We start from the raw sequence: 16,525 nt of genomic DNA on the forward strand, positions 1-16,525 counted from the left end.
TGTGAGAATATTGTCTGTTTCAATTAAAGGATACCGCTCTGTTGATGATGTGTTTTTGAATCTTGATGGTTTGAATATTTTTCATGGTGCAAATGGAGTTGGGAAAACTAATTTATATAATGCACTCAAGCTTGTGCAGGCTGCTGCAACGGGAGAGTTTTCGAGGTTTATCGTTCGGGAGGGTGGCATGCAGTCGATCCTTTCGGAGAGTTCAACGCGCAATGCCGAGCGTTCAAAAATTATTTTTGAAGTGCGTTTCTCGATTTTTTCAGATGATGATGGCTATTACAGTTACGGAATCACAGCGGGACTTGTGCCGCAAAAAACCGCTTTTGGAGAAAAGATTGTATTGGGCGATGGTTTTGAGTTTGAACCTCAAATCAAAACCGAAAAACTTATTTTTCATAATGGACGGAAAAGTCATACTCTGATGTTCCGAGAAAATGGTTTCTTGAAGGTGATGGATCGAGAAATGGCCGTTCTCGACATGTCGAATGCTATTCGACTATTCCCCTCTGCGACGGCATTAAGCTCTCTCACGGATGCAGAGCGTTTTCCAGAGGTGTTACGTATCAAACATGAAATTATGGGGTGGCGTTTTTATCACGGTTTCAGGACTGATATTGAGTCGCCCATTCGCAAGCCTTGCTACGCAGTTAGTGACACCGTACTTCATTCGTCTGGAGCAAATCTCGCTGCGGTTCTGGCGACGCAGAAATATATAGTTCAAGATCTCGATGTTGTTGAAGAGTTGATTGCGAATACATTCGGAGGGGCGATTTTGGAGATTTCCAGGCCGGAACGTACCGTTTCTTTTGGACTTCGCTTTCCTCAAAGTAATCGCACGAGCAATGCGTGGGAACTGTCTGATGGTACTTTGCAATATATTTGCCTAGCTGTTGCGCTGACATCCAGTTCTTTGCCTCCATTCATTGTTTTGAATGAGCCTGACAACAGTTTGCATCCCGATATGCTCAGGTCGTTGGCTGGTTTGATTAGTTCTGCCAGCAAGCGATCGCAGATTTGGGTTGTAACTCATTCACCCATATTGAAAGATATTCTTGAAAAGTCAGGGACGTCTAAATCTCGGCATGTCATTAAACGGGGGCTTCATACATGGATTGAAGGGTTGGCTCTAAATGGTGAAGTTAATGCTTTTTGACACAATCGAAAGCTGGGATTTTGATTCGCACATGCGCAGGGATAGGCATGAAATTGGTGCGTTGATGGTGCATCTTGGAACACTGTTTTTTCGGCATTTAGCGACTCTATATGAGTGGTTTTGACTTTGTGCACTTGCGCCATTCCGGGACGCGGACGCCGCGCGTCAAAGAAATCGCAGCAATGCGGCGACGATCGCTTCCGGTGCATCTTCCTGGATCAGGTGGCCGGCGTTGGCGATGGAGTGAAATAGCGCGCCAGGAATCATCTGGTGCAACGCCCGACCCCGTTCGATCGGAATCCACTGATCGGCTTCGCCCCAGAGAATCTGCACCGGGCAGCGGATGCTCGGGTACAGCGGTTCGGCTTCGCGGGTGTAGCGCTCGTCCATCTGCGCGATCTGCCGATAGAACGCCGCTTGCCCGGGATCGCCGAGCCACGGTTGCACATAGGGCGCCAGTTCAGCGTCGGGGATGTCGCGGTGAATCGCCCCGCGAATGTAAGTCGGGACGATCGCGCGCTGAATGTAATCCGGCAGACCACTGAATGCCGCTTCATGCTGGCGCACATGCTGCACGAACGGCGATCCCCATGGCGTCAGCGCCACCGGATCGATCAGCGTCAGGCTGCGGTAGTCCTTGCCATTGAGCAAATGCGTGCGCAATGCGGTGGCGCCGCCGAAATCGTGGGCGACCACGTCCGGGCGCTGGATATTCCAGTGATCGAGCAACTGCGCGAGAAGTTGATTCTGTACGCCGAGGGAAACGTCGGCGTCCGGTTGTGCGGAGCGTCCGTAACCCAGCAGGTCGAAATAATGCACCCGGTGACTGGCAAAGAAATGCGGCGCGATGCGATGCCACACGTACGATGAAAACGGCGTGCCATGCACGAACACCAGCGGCGGGCCGTCACCGCGCACGGCGTGGCGCACCGGATGCCCATTGAAATCGAAGACCTGATCCAGCAGCCAGCCTGTCATCGGCCTGTCCTCTTGACGGGGTTGAGCCAAAAAGCATAGGCATAAAAAACAGCCGTGAAGGCTGTTCTCTATTTTCCTGACAAAACACCATTCCCTGTGTAGGAGCTGCCGCAGGCTGCGATCTTTTGATCTTGATCTTTAAAAACAAGATCAAAAGATCGCAGCCTGCGGCAGCTCCTACAAGGGGATTTGTGTTGGATCATTCACCGCGATAGATGCAACCGCTGGTGCAGGTCTCGTGAATGCGGATCGCGCTGAGTTCCGGCAGCAGTGGCTTCATTTCATTCCAGATGAATTTGGCCAGCACTTCGCTGGTCGGGTTTTCCAGGCCAGGAATGTCGTTCAGGTAGTTGTGATCCAGACGCTCGTACAGCGGCTTGAAGATCGCCTTGATCTCGGAGAAATCGCGGATCCAGCCCGTGTGCGGATCGAGGTCGCCGCTCAGGTGAATCGCCACCTTGAACGAGTGACCGTGCAGGCGTCCACACTTGTGGCCGTCCGGGACGTGCGGCAGGCGGTGGGCGGATTCGAAAGTAAACTCTTTGAAGATTTCCACAGTGATTTCGGCTCTGTTCAGGTGGCGTTCGCCGCAGCGATTCGGGCAGGCGGCGAGTTTACCAGCTTGTGTTTGGCGATGCGGGAAAACACTGACTAAAGGGTCAGCAAGCGCTCGGCGAGGCGACCGCTGGCCGCCAGTTCGAGAAACTCGTCGCCCAGGCGGCGGCTTTCATCCATCGCCGCGTGCCAGTATTTCTGCCGACTCGGCGCATCGCCCATGAAACGCTTGAAGTCGTTACGATCCGGCAGTTTGCCGTAGGGCAGGCGCGCCAGATAGTCCTTCGACGGCGCCAGCAACAGCACGTCCTGCAAGCGCTCCACCGAGGCGCGGCGCCAAGGCAGGGTCTTGTCGAACCAGCCCGGGATCACCCGGTCGGTGAAGTGCGGATAGAGCACGATGCCATCGCCGCTGTAGGGCAGGTCGAGGTGATAGTCGAGCAGACCGCCGTCGCGGAAGGTGCCGGCACCGGCACCCGGCAGGTCGCGCACGCCTTCCATGACCATCGGGATCGAACCGGACGCCAGCAGCGCCTGGCGCAGATTGCCCGTATTGAGCGCGACAAAGCGCGACGGAAAGTCATTCAACGCATTCACCGGTGGGGCGAGGCGCGGGTCGTGAACGATCAGGCGTTCGAAGTGCCGCGACAGCCGCGCGCGGCCGCGCAGGTTATCGGCGATCACCGAACCCAGCGCCAGGCCGAGGCGTCCGCGGTGATCATCGGCCAGGCGCCCGTGGCTTTTCACGACCATGATGTTCAGGCGGTAGTCGGCATTGTTGAGGATGCTGGCGTCGCGGCCGTCGAGCAGGTCATTGAGCATGCGCTGCGAGCTCGCGCTGATCTCGGCCATGGTCACGCCTTTGTTGAAATTCTGATCGGCGTACAACTGGCCGAGGCGGCGAATACCTTCGGCCGCGTCCGGCAGGCAAGCACTGGCGAAGCGCCAGGAACCGACCGAGGCGCCGATCAGCGAGCGCTCACGCGGCGCGCTCGGCAGCCATTCGCCGAACAACGCCAGGTCCAGCCCCTGAATCCCCAGCGCCTTCGGCCCTCCGGCCGCACCGGGCAGGGTGCCGACGTCGGCGGCGTTCAGGCCTTCGGCACGAATGCGCGCCATGGCCCGCGGGCCGGCCTTGAGGGTGAGGGCGGGGAACTTGATGTGAATGGCAGTCATACCGGTCTCGATCGTTAGCAAGCGAACAATTATAAGCACATGTTACCGATCTCTGTAGGAGCTGCCGCAGGCTGCGATCTTTTGATTTTTAAAGGCAAGATCAAAAGATCGCAGCCTGCGGCAGCTCCTACAGGGGCAATGATGGCAATTCAGTTTCAGTTAAGTTGATCCCGCTATGGTGCCCACCGTAGCTGCACATAAAAATACGGAGACATCCATGAGAACCCTGACTGCCCTGTCCATTGCCTCGATCATCGGCCTGACCGCCAGCCTCGTCCATGCCCGCGATCTTGGCCCCGACGAATCCCTGCGCCTGCGCGACGCTGGTACTATCGTCTCCTTCGAGAAGCTCAACGCCACGGCGCTGGCCAGACATCCAGGGTCGACCATCACCGATACCGAGCTGGAAGAGCAGTACGGCAAGTACATCTACCAGATCGAAATGCGTGACCCGCAAGGGCTGGAGTGGGATCTGGAATTAGACGCCGTGACTGGGCAAGTTCTCAAGGATCATCAGGATACGTAATGAAGGTTAATGTTCGCGCCACCCGCCGCACGGCGTTGGCGCTGGTTATGTGTTGCTCGACGGCCATGGCCCGCGATCTCGGTCCGGATGAAGCGCTTGATCTGCGCAAGCAGGGCGTGATCCTGCCGCTTGAGCAAGTGCTGCAGCAGGCGATGGACCGTTACCCCGGCGCAAAACTGCTGGAAGTCGAGCTGGAAGAAAAACACGACGTCTACATTTATGAAGTCGAGTTGCTGACCGTCGAAGGTGTCGCCCGGGAGTTGCACCTGAAGGCCGATACTGGCGAATTAGTTAAAGACAAGGAAGATTGACCGATGCGTTTGCTTCTGGTGGAAGACCACGTGCCGCTGGCTGACGAATTGATCGCCGGCCTGCAGCGCCAAGGCTACGCGGTGGACTGGCTGGCGGACGGGCGCGATGCGGTGTATCAGGGCAGCAGCGAGCCGTATGACCTGATCATTCTCGACCTTGGTCTGCCCGGCGTTCCCGGGCTGGAGGTGCTGGCGCAATGGCGTGCCGGTGGCCTGTCGACGCCGGTGTTGATCCTTACCGCCCGCGATTCCTGGGCCGAGCGCATCGAAGGCCTGAAGGCCGGCGCCGATGATTACCTGACCAAACCGTTTCACCCTGAAGAGCTGCACCTGCGGGTGCAGTCGTTGCTGCGCCGCTCCAAGGGCCAGGCCAACCAGCCGACACTCAAGGCCGCCGGCCTGCATCTGGACGAAGGTCGCCAGTGCGTGATTCGCGACGGCAGCGAGATTCAGCTGACCGCCGCCGAATTCCGCCTGCTGCGTTATTTCATGCTGCACCCGGAACAGATCCTGTCGAAAACCCACCTCGCCGAGCACCTCTACGACGGCGAGACCGAGCGTGACTCCAACGTCCTCGAAGTCCACGTCAACCACCTGCGGCGCAAGCTCGGCAAATCGGTGATCGAAACCCGGCGCGGCCAGGGTTACCTGTTCGGCGGGCAGGCTTCGTGAGGTCAATCCAGCGCCGTTTGAGCCTGGGTTTGATCAGCGTGATGGTGATCGTCGGCGTGGTGCTGGCGCAAACCAGCCTGTGGTTGTTCGAAGTCGGTTTGCAGCGTTATCTCGAAGCCGGCCTGCGCAACGACAGCGAAAGCCTGCTGGTGGCGCTGGTGCGTGGCCCGCAAGGTTTGCAACTGGATGAGCGGCACCTGTCGCCGGCCTATCAGCGACCGTTTTCCGGGCATTACTTCCGCATCGATTTTGCCGACAGCCACTGGCGCTCGCGTTCGCTGTGGGATCAGGACTTGCCGCTGCTTGACCATCCTGGACTGCACAGCAACCTGCAACTGGGCCCGGACGGTCAGCAGTTGCTGGTGTTGCGTTCGGATTATCGGCGTTTGGGGCAGTCAATCTCCATCAGCGTCGCCCAGGATTACACCCCGGTGCGCGAGAGTTTCCAGCGCATGCGCCAGATCGGCCTCGGGCTGGGCCTGGCCGGCTTGCTGCTGATTCTGATCCTGCAACGGTTGACGGTGCGTCGCGCGCTCAAGCCGCTGGAGCGCGCCCGCGAGCAGATCGCCCAGTTGCAGCAGGGGCAGCGCTCGCAACTGGACGATCAGGTGCCGGTCGAGTTGGAGCCGCTGGTGGCGCAGATCAACCATTTGCTGGCGCACACCGAAGACAGCCTCAAGCGTTCACGCAATGCGCTGGGCAATCTGGGGCATGCGCTGAAAACGCCGTTGGCGGTGCTTTTGAGTCTGGCGTCGAGCGAGAAACTCGACGCCCATCCGGAGTTGCGCCGAATCCTCAAGGAGCAACTGGAGCAGGTGCAACAGCGGCTCAATCGCGAACTCAATCGCGCACGGTTGTCCGGAGATGCGCTGCCCGGTGCGCTGTTCGACTGTGATGCGGAACTGCCGGGACTGCTGGCGACGCTGAACATGATCCACGGCGAGCATCTGGCGCTGAGCTACGTCGCGCCGCCGGGGCTGCAATTACCGTGGGATCGCGAGGACTTGCTGGAGCTGCTCGGCAACCTGCTGGATAACGCCTGCAAATGGGCGGATGCCGAGGTGCGTCTGAGCGTGATCGAACGGACTGACGGTTACGCCCTGAGCGTTGAAGATGACGGGCCGGGGATTCCTGAGGAGCAACGCACTCAGGTGTTCAGCCGTGGCACGCGGCTCGATGAGCAGACTGACGGGCATGGCCTGGGGCTGGGGATTGTGCGGGATATCGTCGAGACATGGGGCGGAGTGCTGGTGTTGGGCGAGAGTGAGTGGGGCGGGCTGAAGGTGGTGATCGAGTTGCCTAAACGCTGATCACCCAAACACCACCAATCCCCTGTGGGAGCGAGCCTGCTCGCGAATGCGCTGGATCAGACACATCATCGCTGACTGACATACCGCTTTCGCGAGCAGGCTCGCTCCCACATTGGGTTTGGCAATGGGCCGTCAGACCCGGAACTGATCCATCAGACTCTGCTGCTGATTCGCCAGGCTGTTCAGCGACTGGCTCACCCGCGCCGACTCATTGGCCTGTCCGGACAGCGATTCGGTCACGTCACGAATGGTCGCGACGTTGTTGTTGATCTCCTCGGCCACCGCGCTCTGTTCTTCCGCCGCGCTGGCGATCTGCAGGTTCATGTCGCTGATCACTGTCACCGCGTCGCCGATCTGGCGCAGTGCGGTGACCGCTTGCCCGACCTGTTCGACACTGCCCTGAGCCTGACGATGGCTGTTGCCCATCGAACCGACCACATCCTGGGTACCGGTCTGCAGTTGTTCGATGACCTGACGGGTTTCTTCCACCGACTCCTGCGTGCGGCGGGCGAGGTTGCGCACTTCGTCGGCGACCACGGCAAAACCACGCCCGGCTTCGCCGGCACGCGCTGCTTCGATCGCCGCGTTGAGCGCCAGCAGGTTGGTCTGTTCGGCGATGGCGCGGATGGTTTCCAGCACCGTACCGATCTTCTCGCTGTTGGCCGCCAGCCCTTCGACCTGAACCATCGCCGCGCTCATGTCGGCGGCGAGGGTGTCGATGCTCGCGGTGGTGCGGTCGATCACAGTCAGGCCCTGACGGGTGGCGCGGTCGGCGTCTTTGGCCGCTTCGGCGGCTTGCGCAGCACTGCGCGCAACATCCTGCGCGGTGGCGCTCATTTCGTGGGACGCGGTGGCGACCTGATCGACCTGACGGTATTGCTGCTCCATGCCGGCGCTGGTCTGAGTCGCGATGGCCGAGGATTGGTCGGCGGTGTTGCGCGCGTCCTGCACCGAGCGTTTCACTTCGGCGATGATCGGTTGCAACTTGTCGAGGAACTTGTTGAACCAGCCGGCCAATTGGCCGAGTTCATCTTTTTTGTCGTAGGCCAGGCGGCGGGTCAGATCGCCTTCGCCACTGGCAATGTCTTCAAGCATGTTGGCCACGCCGAGGATCGGTCTGGTCACACTGCGCGCCATCAGCCACACCAGCAGCAGGCCGATCAGCGCAGCAAGCACGCCGAGGCTCAGTTCGATCAGGGTGCCGGAGTGGTTGCTCGCATCCAGTTGCTGCTTGAGTGCTTCGGCGCGGCTGACCAGCACCTTTTCCGGCACATCGAGCAACACGCCCCACGCCGGGCCGCCGGGGATCGGCTGGAACGGCGACAGCACTTTCAACTGGCCGTTGCTGTGCAGGCTGCTGACGCTGCTGCTGGCGCCGAGTTGACGCAGCAGTTCGGCGCCGCTGACGGTGTCCACGGCATCCAGACGCTTGCTCAGTTTGCTCGCATCCGGGCTGTAACCGGCGAGCAGGCCGGTGGGGCTGATGATGCTCACGGCGGTCTGGCCGTCGTAGAGTTTTTTGCTCGCGCCCTGACTGATCGCCTGCAGGCTGTTGAGATTGATGTCCACCGACAGCGAGGCGATGACTTTGCCGTTGACCATCAGCGGGAAGACGATGCTGGTCATCAGCACGTTCTGGCCGTCGATCACATAAAAGTACGGTTCGATCACGCACGGTTTGAGCGTGGTGCGCGGGCAAGTAAACCAGGCGTTGGCCGCCTGACCGCTGGGCCCGGTGCTGGTGTCGGTCATGTCGCTTTCCGGCAGGGCCATCGAGGTGACTTTGCCCGAAGTCGGCTGCGACCAGTACAAGGCGAAGCGGCCCTTGTCGTTGCTGCCCAGCTCGGCCTGACCGGCGAACAGTTCATCCTTGCCATCCAAGGCGTTGGCTTCGAACACCAGTGACAGACCGAGCAGGTCCGGGTTGGCCTGCAGTGCGGACTTGACCTGACGGGTCATGTCTTCGCGCAGGTCAAAAGCATCGAGGAAGCGCTTCTCGGCCTGCTCGCGCAGGAACAGCACCTGACGCGAAAAACCGTGACCGTACTGATAGGCGTCCATGAACTGCTGGCGAATCCCGGCGGCCTGCACCTCACCTTGCGATTCAATGCGCGCCTGGGCCGACTCGGTCAGCATCTCCATGCTCGACGCCTTCACCAGCTCGGAGCTGTGCTCCATGCGGTACAGCGAAAGACCCACCAGCAGGGTCACGATGCCCGCCAGGCACAGGCCGGCGAGCAGGGTGATTTTCCATTGAATGGAAAGTTGTCTGAGCGACATGGAGACGTCCTTATTCGATAAATATCTGAGACTTTGCACTGTAACGGCCGCGTTGCGGCTTTCTTTATTGTTCAAGTGCAATATGACCGATTGCCGCATGCAACCAATCCCCTGTAGGAGCTGCCGAAGGCTGCGATCTTTTGATTTTGATTTTTTAAAAACAAGATCAAAAGATCGCAGCCTTCGGCAGCTCCTACAGGGTGGTTCATCGGTTGTTACATTCGGTTGCTTTGACACCATCGCCACTCTGCGGCACAGTGCGCGCCCTTCTAATAAGACCCTCTTTGCCAATCCGCCGGTTAACCGTTGGCGGACTCATCCTGTCTGGCGGTGATATTTCATCGCAGTGTTTTTGAGGTAGTGAAATGAATGCAGTGATTGCTGCGGTCGGCATCATGCTGATCCTCAGCCTGTCCCGTGTGCACGTGGTGATCGCCCTGATCGTCGGTGCGCTGGTCGGTGGCCTGACCGGTGGTTTGGGCATCGACGCCACGCTCAAGGCGTTCAACAGCGGTCTGGGTGGCGGCGCAACCGTGGCCTTGTCCTACGCATTGCTGGGCGCGTTCGCTGTGGCGATTGCCAAGTCCGGTCTGGCCCATGCGCTGGCCGACAAGGCGCTGGCGATGGTCGATCGGCAACACGCGACCGGGGGCGGCAGCGTCAAATGGCTGCTGATCGGCCTGCTCTGGGTGGTGGCGATTGCCTCGCAGAACATTCTGCCGATCCACATTGCGTTCATTCCGCTGCTGGTGCCGCCACTGTTATATGTGTTGACCAAGCTGCAACTCGATCGCCGGTTGATCGCCTGCGTCATGACCTTTGGCCTGATCACTCCGTACATGTTCCTGCCGGTGGGCTTCGGCAACATCTTCCTCAATGAAATCCTGCTGGCCAACGTCGCGCGCAGCGGCGTCGACATCAGTGGCATCAACGTCACCCACGCCATGGGCATTCCGGCGCTGGGCATGCTGTTCGGCCTGGCCATGGCGTTCATCAGCTACCGCAAGAAGCGCGTCTATGATCTGCAGAAAATCGAGCAGGTCGAGCAAGTGGCCGTGCAGTACAACCCGCTGAGCCTGATGATCGCCGGTGTGGCGATTGCGGCGGCGTTCATTGTGCAACTGCTGTTGGACTCGATGATTATCGGGGCGCTGGTCGGTTTCCTGATCTTCTCGGTGTCCGGCATCGTCAAGTGGCGTGAGACCGATGACCTGTTCACCGAAGGCATGAAGATGATGGCGATGATCGGTTTCATCATGATTGCCGCGTCCGGGTTCGCCGAAGTGATGAAGGCCACCGGACAAGTGCAGACCCTGGTCGAATCGTCGGCGTCGTGGATCAATCACAGCAAGGGCATCGGTGCGCTGTTGATGTTGCTGGTGGGGCTGCTGGTGACCATGGGCATCGGTTCGTCGTTCTCCACGGTGCCGATTCTGGCGGCGATTTTCGTGCCGCTGTGCGTGCAACTGGGTTTCAGCCCGCTGGCGATTGTCTGCATCGTCGGCACCGCCGGAGCCCTGGGTGACGCCGGTTCGCCCGCCTCGGACTCGACGCTGGGCCCGACTTCCGGCCTGAACATCGACGGCCAGCATCACCACATCTGGGACACCGTGGTCCCGACCTTCCTGCACTACAACCTGCCGCTGCTGGCGTTTGGCTGGGTGGCGGCGATGGTCCTCTAAACCCGCCAATTGCTTGTGGGAGCGAGCCTGCTCGCGAAAGTGGTGTGTCAGCTAAAAACAGGCTGGCTGACACGACGCCTTCGCGAGCAGGCTCGCTCCCACAGGGATAACAGGTCTTTCTCCAGACTCAACTTTTGCTTGCGCGTGCCGTTAACGCCTTTAACCACGCCAATAAAACCAAAAGAGTGAGCCCCCCAATGCGCTTGAGTCTCAAGGCCAAAGTCCTGTCCCTTGCCGTCCTGCCGGTGCTGCTCTTTGCGCTGGTCATCAGCCTGACCACGCTGTTCATCCTTCAGCAGCAGGCGCACACCGAGGTCGAGCAGACCCGCGAACGCCTGCTCGCCGACGCCAAGGCCACGCTGCAAAGTTACGTCGCCGTGGCGATGACCACGATCAAACCGCTGTACGACGCGGCCGCCCCCGGTGATAACGCGGCGCGGGCGCAGGCGATCAAATTGCTGTCGGGCATCCGCTACGGCAAGGACGGCTACTTCTTCGGCTACGACTCCGAGACCGTGCGCCTGTTCAAGGCCAATGATCCGGAAGGTGTGGGCAAAAGCTTCAAGGACAACCGCGACCCCAACGGGGTTTACGTCAATCGCGGCCTGGTGAGCGTAGCGAAGGACGGCACCCACTATCTGCAATACAGCTCGCCACTACCGGGCAATGCCAATGTGCTGGTGCCGAAACTCGGCTACACCGAATACCTGGCGAAGTGGGACATGGCGGTGGGCACGTCGGTCAACCTCGACGGCATTGAAGCGCAAGTGGCGGTGGTCGAGGCGCAAGTGCAGGAGCGTATGCAAGGCGTGATTCTCAGCATCGTCGGCGTGGCCGTTCTGGTGCTGTTGGTGATCGCCGCAGCGGGCATGCTGTTGGCCAACACCATTTTGCGGCCGCTGAACCTGATGAAAGCCAACCTCGACGACATCGCCGCAGGCGAGGGCGATCTGACCCGCCGGCTGAACATCAGCAGCCAGGATGAGCTCGGCGAACTGGCCGGCTCGTTCAACCGCTTCGTCGACAAGATCCACGGCCTGGTGCGACAGATCACCGAGATGACCACGCAACTGACCGGCCTGGTGACCCAAGTGTCGGATCAGGCCCAGCGTTCCGATCAGGCGATGGAGCGTCAGCGTCACGAGACCGATCAGGTTGCCACGGCGATCAACGAAATGTCCGCCGCCGCCCAGGAAGTCGCCAAAAGCGCGCAGAACGCCGCGGTGGCCGCGCAGCAGACCGACGAGGAAGGCCAGAGCGCCAAGCGCGTGGTGGCTGGCAGCATCAAACAGATTCATGCGCTGGTGGATGACATTCGCAGCAGCGGCGTATCGCTCGACAGCCTGCAGCAAGACGTGTCGTCGATTGTAGGCGTGCTCGGAGTGATCCGCTCGATTGCCGAACAGACCAACCTGCTGGCATTGAACGCGGCAATTGAGGCGGCGCGGGCCGGGGAGGCCGGGCGTGGCTTTGCGGTGGTGGCGGACGAAGTGCGGGCGCTGGCCAGCCGCACGCAGATCAGCACCCAGGAAATTCAGGGCATGATCGATCGCTTGCAGGCCGGCACACAGTCGGCGGTCGAGGCGATGCGCCGCTCCAGCGAGGCGGGCGATGGCACCTCGGCGCAAGCCAATCAGGCTGGCGCGTCGCTGGATGCGATGGCCGAGCTGATCGCGACCATCAATTCGATGAACGCGCAGATCGCCAGTGCGGCGGAAGAGCAGACGGCGGTGGCCGAAGAGATCAACCGCAGCGTGCATCAGATCGCCGTGGCGGTGGACAGCGTGGCGGATGAGACCCAGTTGGGCGCGCAGACTTCGCGCAGTCTGGCGGAGCTGGGGCAGCGGTTGGGCAAGCTGGTGGGCCAGTTCCGAATTTAATGTTTTAGACAAACCGTGTAGGAGCTGCCGAAGGCTGCGATCTTTTGATCTTGCGTTAAAAGATCAAAGTCAAAAGATCGCAGCCTTCGGCAGCTCCTACACGGGGGGCGGTGTAAGGCTCAGGGTCTGTCCCAGTAGGGGACTTCGCCGAAACATTCGATGAAGAAGTCGATCACCGTACGCACCTTCACCGACAGTCGCCGGCTACCCGGCCACAGCACCGCAATCTGCTGCGGCTCCAGACTGTTGGACACCTGATACTCGCGCAACACCGGCACCAGCGTGCCTTCACGCACCGCCTCACCAATCAGCCACGACGGAAACATCACCAGCCCCAGGCCTTGTTCGGCGGCCTGGGTGAGGGTGTCGGCGTGGTTGCCAGTGATCGGGCCTTTGACCGAGTAAGGCGTCCAGTCGCCCTGACCTTGACGAAAGAACCAGCGCTGCTGACCGGTTGCGCCTTTGTAGGCCAGGCACTGGTGCTGCGCCAGATCTTCCGGGTGTTGCGGGGTGCCGTGGCGCTGCAGATAGGTCGGGCTGGCGGCGACCTGAAAACTGTGCGGTGCCAGAATCCGCGCCTGCATGCTTGAATCGTGCAGCGGGCCGATGCGAAACAGCAGGTCGGCACCTTCCTGCAGCGGGTCGACGTAATGGTCGGTCTGCTGGATGTCCAGTTGCAGCTTCGGATAGCGCGCACACAATTTTCCCAGCCACGGCGTCAGGTGACGCTGGCCGAACACCACCGGCGCATTGATGCGCACCAGCCCCGTGGGTTCGCTTTGCTGCTCCTGCAGCGCCTGTTCGGCTTCTTCCAGTTGCACCAGCACCAGCCGCGCATGGTGGCCGAGCATGCGTCCGGCTTCGGTCGGCGTCACGGCACGGGTGTGGCGGTAGAGCAATTGCTGGTTCAGCGCCTGCTCCATCAACTGGATCTGCCGCGAGATCGAAGAGGGCGCCACGCCCTCGCGACGGGCGACTTCAGAGAAACTGCCGTGGTCGAGTACCGCCACAAACAGCCTCAACGTCTTGAATCCCAGTTCGTTTAGCCCGTGCATGAATCTGTCCTGTTGTGCGAGTTGCGCAAAAGTGTTGTCTGGATGCTCCCATTTATCGCACAGCGGCGCCAGCCGATAATCCGCACCATCGTTTACTTGCAGGGGAATTTGAATATGCAAACGCTGGATGAAGTAAGTGGGGTGGCACCGGCGACCCGGTCGGGGCTGCGCTTGTTGTTATTGCCGCTGGTCATTCTGGCCGGCATGGGCCTGTCGGTGGAGGCCGGATTGCTTGGGCCATTGGGTGAGCAAGTCGGGCATCTGTGGGCGACCTTGAGCATCTTCGGCGTGGGTTCGGCGATTCTGTTTTTGCTGCTGTTGTTCGCAGGGCCGCAAAAGGGCCCGGCGCTGACCGAGCTGCCGCGCTGGCAGTTGATCGGAGGATTTCTGGGACCGATGTACGTGGTGGTGCTGACCCTGGCGACGCCGCATATCGGGATTGCGATGACGATGATCGCGATTCTCTCGGGGCAGGTCGGCAAGAGTGTACTGATCGACCATTTCGGCTGGTTCGGCGCGACGCGCAAGAAGGTCAACGCCGAGCGCTGGCTGGCGTTGGTGTTGATTGTGGTGGCATTGATTCTGATTGCGCGAGGTTGAAGAGATGAGTCTGGTTATTTTGTTGGCAGTGGTGGTGTTGGCTGGCGCGGTGTTGAGTGTGCAGGCGGCGATCAATGGACGCCTGGGTGAAACGGTCGGAGTGTTGCGCAGTAGTCTGCTGACGTTTGTCGTGGGGGCTGTGACCACCGGATTGTTGATTCTGTTCTTTGAGCCGGCGCAGGCGGTCAGCCTCTTGGACGTGCCGAAGTGGCAGCTCACCGGGGCGCTGTTTGGTGTGGTTTACATGATGGTCATGGTCGGTGCTGTGCCTGTCGTGGGTACGGCGGTGGCGACTGTTGCGGTGATCGTCGGGCAATTGGGGATGGGGATGTTGATCGATAATTTTGGATGGCTGGGGAATCCGGCGATCGAGCTTTCGTCTTCACGGGTGTTGGCGATGGTTTGTCTGGGGTTGGCTTTGGTTTTTATGTATCGCAGCAGTGTTCGTCGTTCTGGTTGAGATTTGGGTGAATATCCGTTGCTGCGGTAACGGCCACTTAGGGTTCCGCCCTGACGGCGGGTCACTTTGGCAAACGCCCCAAAGTAACCAAAGGGCTTTACCCTGACGTTCGGCCCTCGCTTAGGCTCGGGTTCCTTCGCTGCGGGATTCATCCGGGGGCATCGCCTCCGGTTTGCTTCGCTGCACCTCCTCTCGCTGTGTTTGGCTGCGCCAAACGGTCGCTGCGCTCCCACCCCCGGATAAATCCCTCCACTCAGCCTGCCGACGGGCCCTGAGATCAAAAGCTTTACTCGAGCTAACGCTCATTGTGTTGAGTGGGGCGGCTTCGCCGCATGGGGTGCACGCTCTCTAAATTGTAGGAGTCAGCCTGCTGGCGATGGCGGCCTGACAGCCGACCAATCTCTTGCGGATGCACCCGGCCCAACTGTGGGAGCGGGCTTGCTCGCGAAGGCGGCCTGTCAGCCGACCAATCTCCAACTGAATACACCCAATCCCATGTAGGAACTGCCGAAGGCTGTGATCTTTTGATCTGCTTTGGCTCTGGCTCTGGCTTTTGATGTGGCTTTTGATCTTCAGCCCCTTCGGCAGGCCGAGCGAAGGTGTCCATCCGGGGGTAGGCGCGCAGCGCCGTGCGGCGAAGCCGCATACATCGAGAGGAGGTGCAGCGAAGCAAACCGTAGGCGATGCCCCCGGATGGGCACCGTAGCGAGGGAACACTGAGCCTAAGCGAAGTGCCGTACGCCGGGGCAAAGCCTTTTGGGTTACCTTTTCGGCGTCTGGAAAAGGTGACTCGCTGTAAGAGCGAAACCGCCAGCGGCAGCACCCGAAGAAACGGATATTCACCCAATATCGCCAGCACGAATAGATATTCACCCAATATCGCCAGCACGAACGGATATACACCCAATCCCGCAAAAAACACCAGATCAAAAGATCGCAGCCTTCGGCAGCTCCTACACTGGTATTCACGGCTTATCCCACAAGCCCAGACAACCACCCAAAAAGGAGTCTGCCCCCATGCCCGATAGAAAATGCGACTGCCCCAACTGCAAATGCACCATCAAGGAAGGCGACCACGCCTACGCCGTGCACGGCAAACACTATTGCTGTGAAGCCTGCGCGCACCACCACAAGGGCGGTGAAGAGTGTTCAAGCAAAGGCTGCCATTGCGCCCACCCCAAATAACCGCGCGCAAAAAAAGTGGAGCCTAATCAGGCTCCACTTGCAGTTTCAGGCTTTCATCATCCAGCCGTTCGGTATGGCGGACCGTGCCTTGCAGACGCCGGCCTTCGACCCTGACCACCACGGTTTTCGCCTGGTCGAGGTCCTCCGGTAACGGCGCCGGCACGCGCAGGGCGAAGCGATAGGGGTCGTCTTCGACAGCCTCAAGACCCACCTGACAGTCCACGCTTCTGGTGATACGTCCGAAAAGGGTGTCCAGGCCATAATCCAGATGCGCCGGGCTGAAGATGCTGGTCATTGTGTACGCCCCCAAAGAGTCCCCATTGCCTGGCGAGAGTCTAGCTCGCCGGTCGCCATGTGACGTTTTCCACGCCGAATTTCTCCGCCATCGGTTTGCTGGTCTTTTGCACTTTTTCCCGGCCGAAACGCGGGATGCGACCCACGCCGGCATCACAGCTTGCCCAGTGCCACGCCTCGGCGTTGTCCATTTTGTCCGAGCGGATAATGAACGACTTAGGCGTGCCGTGAAGGGTGTAATCGATGACAAACAGTTTTGCGTTGTTCATAAAGCCCGTATTCCTCCCTGTGGTATTAGAAGGATCGCGGCGCGTCGCGAAAATTCATTCGGATTGTCCGACGGTATCTATCGTTGGCGACGCTGTGACCGACTGGTTACCATGCGCCTTCCGCCAACCC

At 59.8% G+C, this 16,525-nt stretch carries 17 protein-coding genes and 2 pseudogenes; 11 read left to right on the forward strand and 8 right to left on the reverse strand.

Annotated features, from left to right (window positions below; genetic code table 11):
- The first annotated feature begins 1 nt into the window (after window position 1).
- A complete protein-coding gene (locus ACM6HV_RS00680) occupies window positions 2-1,162 on the forward strand; it encodes an AAA family ATPase (RefSeq protein WP_186448486.1) in 1,161 nt (386 codons plus the stop codon).
- A 165-nt stretch (window positions 1,163-1,327) separates the two neighbouring features.
- Here the strand turns inward: ACM6HV_RS00680 and ACM6HV_RS00685 are convergent, their stop codons facing one another.
- The 3 genes from ACM6HV_RS00685 to ACM6HV_RS00695 form a co-directional block, all read right to left on the reverse strand.
- Window positions 1,328-2,140: an alpha/beta fold hydrolase gene (locus ACM6HV_RS00685; RefSeq protein ID WP_145596437.1), complete on the reverse strand. Its 813-nt coding sequence runs from the start codon at window positions 2,138-2,140 to the stop codon at window positions 1,328-1,330.
- A 199-nt stretch (window positions 2,141-2,339) separates the two neighbouring features.
- Window positions 2,340-2,696, reverse strand: coding sequence for a 6-carboxytetrahydropterin synthase QueD (gene queD, locus ACM6HV_RS00690; RefSeq protein WP_003223505.1), 357 nt, complete (start codon window positions 2,694-2,696; stop codon window positions 2,340-2,342).
- Between the two features lie 95 nt (window positions 2,697-2,791).
- Window positions 2,792-3,871 (reverse strand): patatin-like phospholipase family protein, encoded by a 1,080-nt coding sequence (locus ACM6HV_RS00695; RefSeq protein ID WP_414902952.1) that lies wholly within the window; start codon window positions 3,869-3,871, stop codon window positions 2,792-2,794.
- A 217-nt stretch (window positions 3,872-4,088) separates the two neighbouring features.
- Between ACM6HV_RS00695 and ACM6HV_RS00700 the strand changes: the two genes are divergently transcribed.
- From ACM6HV_RS00700 to ACM6HV_RS00715, 4 genes are read left to right on the forward strand one after another with little or no spacing between them, the layout of a single operon-like run.
- Entirely contained in the window at window positions 4,089-4,397 is a 309-nt protein-coding gene (locus tag ACM6HV_RS00700) for a PepSY domain-containing protein (protein ID WP_414902954.1), read from the forward strand.
- Window positions 4,397-4,708, forward strand: a complete 312-nt coding sequence (locus ACM6HV_RS00705; RefSeq protein ID WP_007915591.1) for a PepSY domain-containing protein — start codon at window positions 4,397-4,399, stop codon at window positions 4,706-4,708. Before ACM6HV_RS00700 ends, ACM6HV_RS00705 begins: the two co-directional genes overlap by 1 nt.
- 3 nt (window positions 4,709-4,711) lie before the next feature.
- Window positions 4,712-5,380 (forward strand): response regulator transcription factor, encoded by a 669-nt coding sequence (locus ACM6HV_RS00710; protein WP_041070845.1) that lies wholly within the window; start codon window positions 4,712-4,714, stop codon window positions 5,378-5,380.
- A complete protein-coding gene (locus ACM6HV_RS00715) occupies window positions 5,377-6,690 on the forward strand; it encodes a sensor histidine kinase (RefSeq protein ID WP_414902957.1) in 1,314 nt (437 codons plus the stop codon). Before ACM6HV_RS00710 ends, ACM6HV_RS00715 begins: the two co-directional genes overlap by 4 nt.
- A gap of 132 nt (window positions 6,691-6,822) precedes the next feature.
- Here the strand turns inward: ACM6HV_RS00715 and ACM6HV_RS00720 are convergent, their stop codons facing one another.
- Window positions 6,823-7,578 (reverse strand): methyl-accepting chemotaxis protein, encoded by a 756-nt coding sequence (locus tag ACM6HV_RS00720; protein ID WP_371262551.1) that lies wholly within the window; start codon window positions 7,576-7,578, stop codon window positions 6,823-6,825.
- 102 nt (window positions 7,579-7,680) lie between these two features.
- A pseudogene (locus ACM6HV_RS00725) lies at window positions 7,681-9,210 on the reverse strand (HAMP domain-containing protein); the annotation flags it as partial.
- 125 nt (window positions 9,211-9,335) lie between these two features.
- Between ACM6HV_RS00725 and ACM6HV_RS00730 the strand changes: the two are divergent.
- From ACM6HV_RS00730 to ACM6HV_RS00740, 3 genes and pseudogenes are all read left to right on the forward strand, one after another.
- The gene (locus ACM6HV_RS00730; protein WP_041070854.1) at window positions 9,336-10,652 is read left to right on the forward strand and encodes a Na+/H+ antiporter family protein; all 1,317 of its coding nucleotides are present in this window, start codon (window positions 9,336-9,338) and stop codon (window positions 10,650-10,652) included.
- A gap of 197 nt (window positions 10,653-10,849) precedes the next feature.
- Window positions 10,850-11,674, forward strand: a pseudogene (locus ACM6HV_RS00735) (cache domain-containing protein); the annotation flags it as partial.
- A gap of 102 nt (window positions 11,675-11,776) precedes the next feature.
- Window positions 11,777-12,532 carry a methyl-accepting chemotaxis protein gene (locus ACM6HV_RS00740; RefSeq protein ID WP_371260415.1) on the forward strand — a complete coding sequence of 252 codons (756 nt, stop codon included), beginning with the start codon at window positions 11,777-11,779 and terminating at the stop codon, window positions 12,530-12,532.
- Window positions 12,533-12,651: 119 nt separating this feature from the next.
- On the opposite strand, the gene ACM6HV_RS00745 is transcribed toward ACM6HV_RS00740, so the two are convergent.
- The gene (locus tag ACM6HV_RS00745) at window positions 12,652-13,587 is read right to left on the reverse strand and encodes a LysR family transcriptional regulator (RefSeq protein WP_145596450.1); all 936 of its coding nucleotides are present in this window, start codon (window positions 13,585-13,587) and stop codon (window positions 12,652-12,654) included.
- A 114-nt stretch (window positions 13,588-13,701) separates the two neighbouring features.
- Between ACM6HV_RS00745 and ACM6HV_RS00750 the strand changes: the two genes are divergently transcribed.
- The 3 genes from ACM6HV_RS00750 to ACM6HV_RS00760 all read left to right on the forward strand — a co-directional run bounded on the left by ACM6HV_RS00750 (window position 13,702) and on the right by ACM6HV_RS00760 (window position 15,832).
- Window positions 13,702-14,187: a DMT family transporter gene (locus tag ACM6HV_RS00750; RefSeq protein WP_086794869.1), complete on the forward strand. Its 486-nt coding sequence runs from the start codon at window positions 13,702-13,704 to the stop codon at window positions 14,185-14,187.
- Between the two features lie 4 nt (window positions 14,188-14,191).
- Entirely contained in the window at window positions 14,192-14,647 is a 456-nt protein-coding gene (locus ACM6HV_RS00755) for a DMT family transporter (protein WP_222015322.1), read from the forward strand.
- Window positions 14,648-15,664: 1,017 nt separating this feature from the next.
- The gene (locus tag ACM6HV_RS00760) at window positions 15,665-15,832 is read left to right on the forward strand and encodes a metallothionein (protein ID WP_081730276.1); all 168 of its coding nucleotides are present in this window, start codon (window positions 15,665-15,667) and stop codon (window positions 15,830-15,832) included.
- 22 nt (window positions 15,833-15,854) lie between these two features.
- Here ACM6HV_RS00760 and ACM6HV_RS00765 read toward each other — a convergent pair whose 3' ends face one another.
- Window positions 15,855-16,127: a hypothetical protein gene (locus tag ACM6HV_RS00765; protein WP_145596453.1), complete on the reverse strand. Its 273-nt coding sequence runs from the start codon at window positions 16,125-16,127 to the stop codon at window positions 15,855-15,857.
- 40 nt (window positions 16,128-16,167) lie between these two features.
- Entirely contained in the window at window positions 16,168-16,395 is a 228-nt protein-coding gene (locus ACM6HV_RS00770; RefSeq protein ID WP_003223528.1) for a DUF6555 family protein, read from the reverse strand.
- Window positions 16,396-16,525 lie beyond the last annotated feature (130 nt).

It is taken from the genome of Pseudomonas sp. IT-P260 (assembly GCF_949768395.1).
GTDB classification, from domain to species: Bacteria; Pseudomonadota; Gammaproteobacteria; order Pseudomonadales; family Pseudomonadaceae; genus Aquipseudomonas; species Aquipseudomonas parakoreensis.

Excerpts from the sequence above, each read along its gene's own strand:
- ACM6HV_RS00685 (WP_145596437.1), bottom strand. The coding sequence starts at position 2,140 with ATGACAGGCTGGCTGCTGGATCAGGTCTTCGATTTCAATGGGCATCCG.
- ACM6HV_RS00695 (WP_414902952.1), bottom strand. The coding sequence starts at position 3,871 with ATGACTGCCATTCACATCAAGTTCCCCGCCCTCACCCTCAAGGCCGGC.
- ACM6HV_RS00700 (WP_414902954.1), top strand. The coding sequence starts at position 4,089 with ATGAGAACCCTGACTGCCCTGTCCATTGCCTCGATCATCGGCCTGACC.
- ACM6HV_RS00705 (WP_007915591.1), top strand. The coding sequence starts at position 4,397 with ATGAAGGTTAATGTTCGCGCCACCCGCCGCACGGCGTTGGCGCTGGTT.
- ACM6HV_RS00710 (WP_041070845.1), top strand. The coding sequence starts at position 4,712 with ATGCGTTTGCTTCTGGTGGAAGACCACGTGCCGCTGGCTGACGAATTG.
- ACM6HV_RS00720 (WP_371262551.1), bottom strand. The coding sequence starts at position 7,578 with ATGGAGCAGCAATACCGTCAGGTCGATCAGGTCGCCACCGCGTCCCAC.
- ACM6HV_RS00730 (WP_041070854.1), top strand. The coding sequence starts at position 9,336 with ATGAATGCAGTGATTGCTGCGGTCGGCATCATGCTGATCCTCAGCCTG.
- ACM6HV_RS00740 (WP_371260415.1), top strand. The coding sequence starts at position 11,777 with ATGGAGCGTCAGCGTCACGAGACCGATCAGGTTGCCACGGCGATCAAC.
- ACM6HV_RS00745 (WP_145596450.1), bottom strand. The coding sequence starts at position 13,587 with ATGCACGGGCTAAACGAACTGGGATTCAAGACGTTGAGGCTGTTTGTG.
- ACM6HV_RS00750 (WP_086794869.1), top strand. The coding sequence starts at position 13,702 with ATGCAAACGCTGGATGAAGTAAGTGGGGTGGCACCGGCGACCCGGTCG.
- ACM6HV_RS00755 (WP_222015322.1), top strand. The coding sequence starts at position 14,192 with ATGAGTCTGGTTATTTTGTTGGCAGTGGTGGTGTTGGCTGGCGCGGTG.
- ACM6HV_RS00760 (WP_081730276.1), top strand. The coding sequence starts at position 15,665 with ATGCCCGATAGAAAATGCGACTGCCCCAACTGCAAATGCACCATCAAG.
- ACM6HV_RS00765 (WP_145596453.1), bottom strand. The coding sequence starts at position 16,127 with ATGACCAGCATCTTCAGCCCGGCGCATCTGGATTATGGCCTGGACACC.
- ACM6HV_RS00770 (WP_003223528.1), bottom strand. The coding sequence starts at position 16,395 with ATGAACAACGCAAAACTGTTTGTCATCGATTACACCCTTCACGGCACG.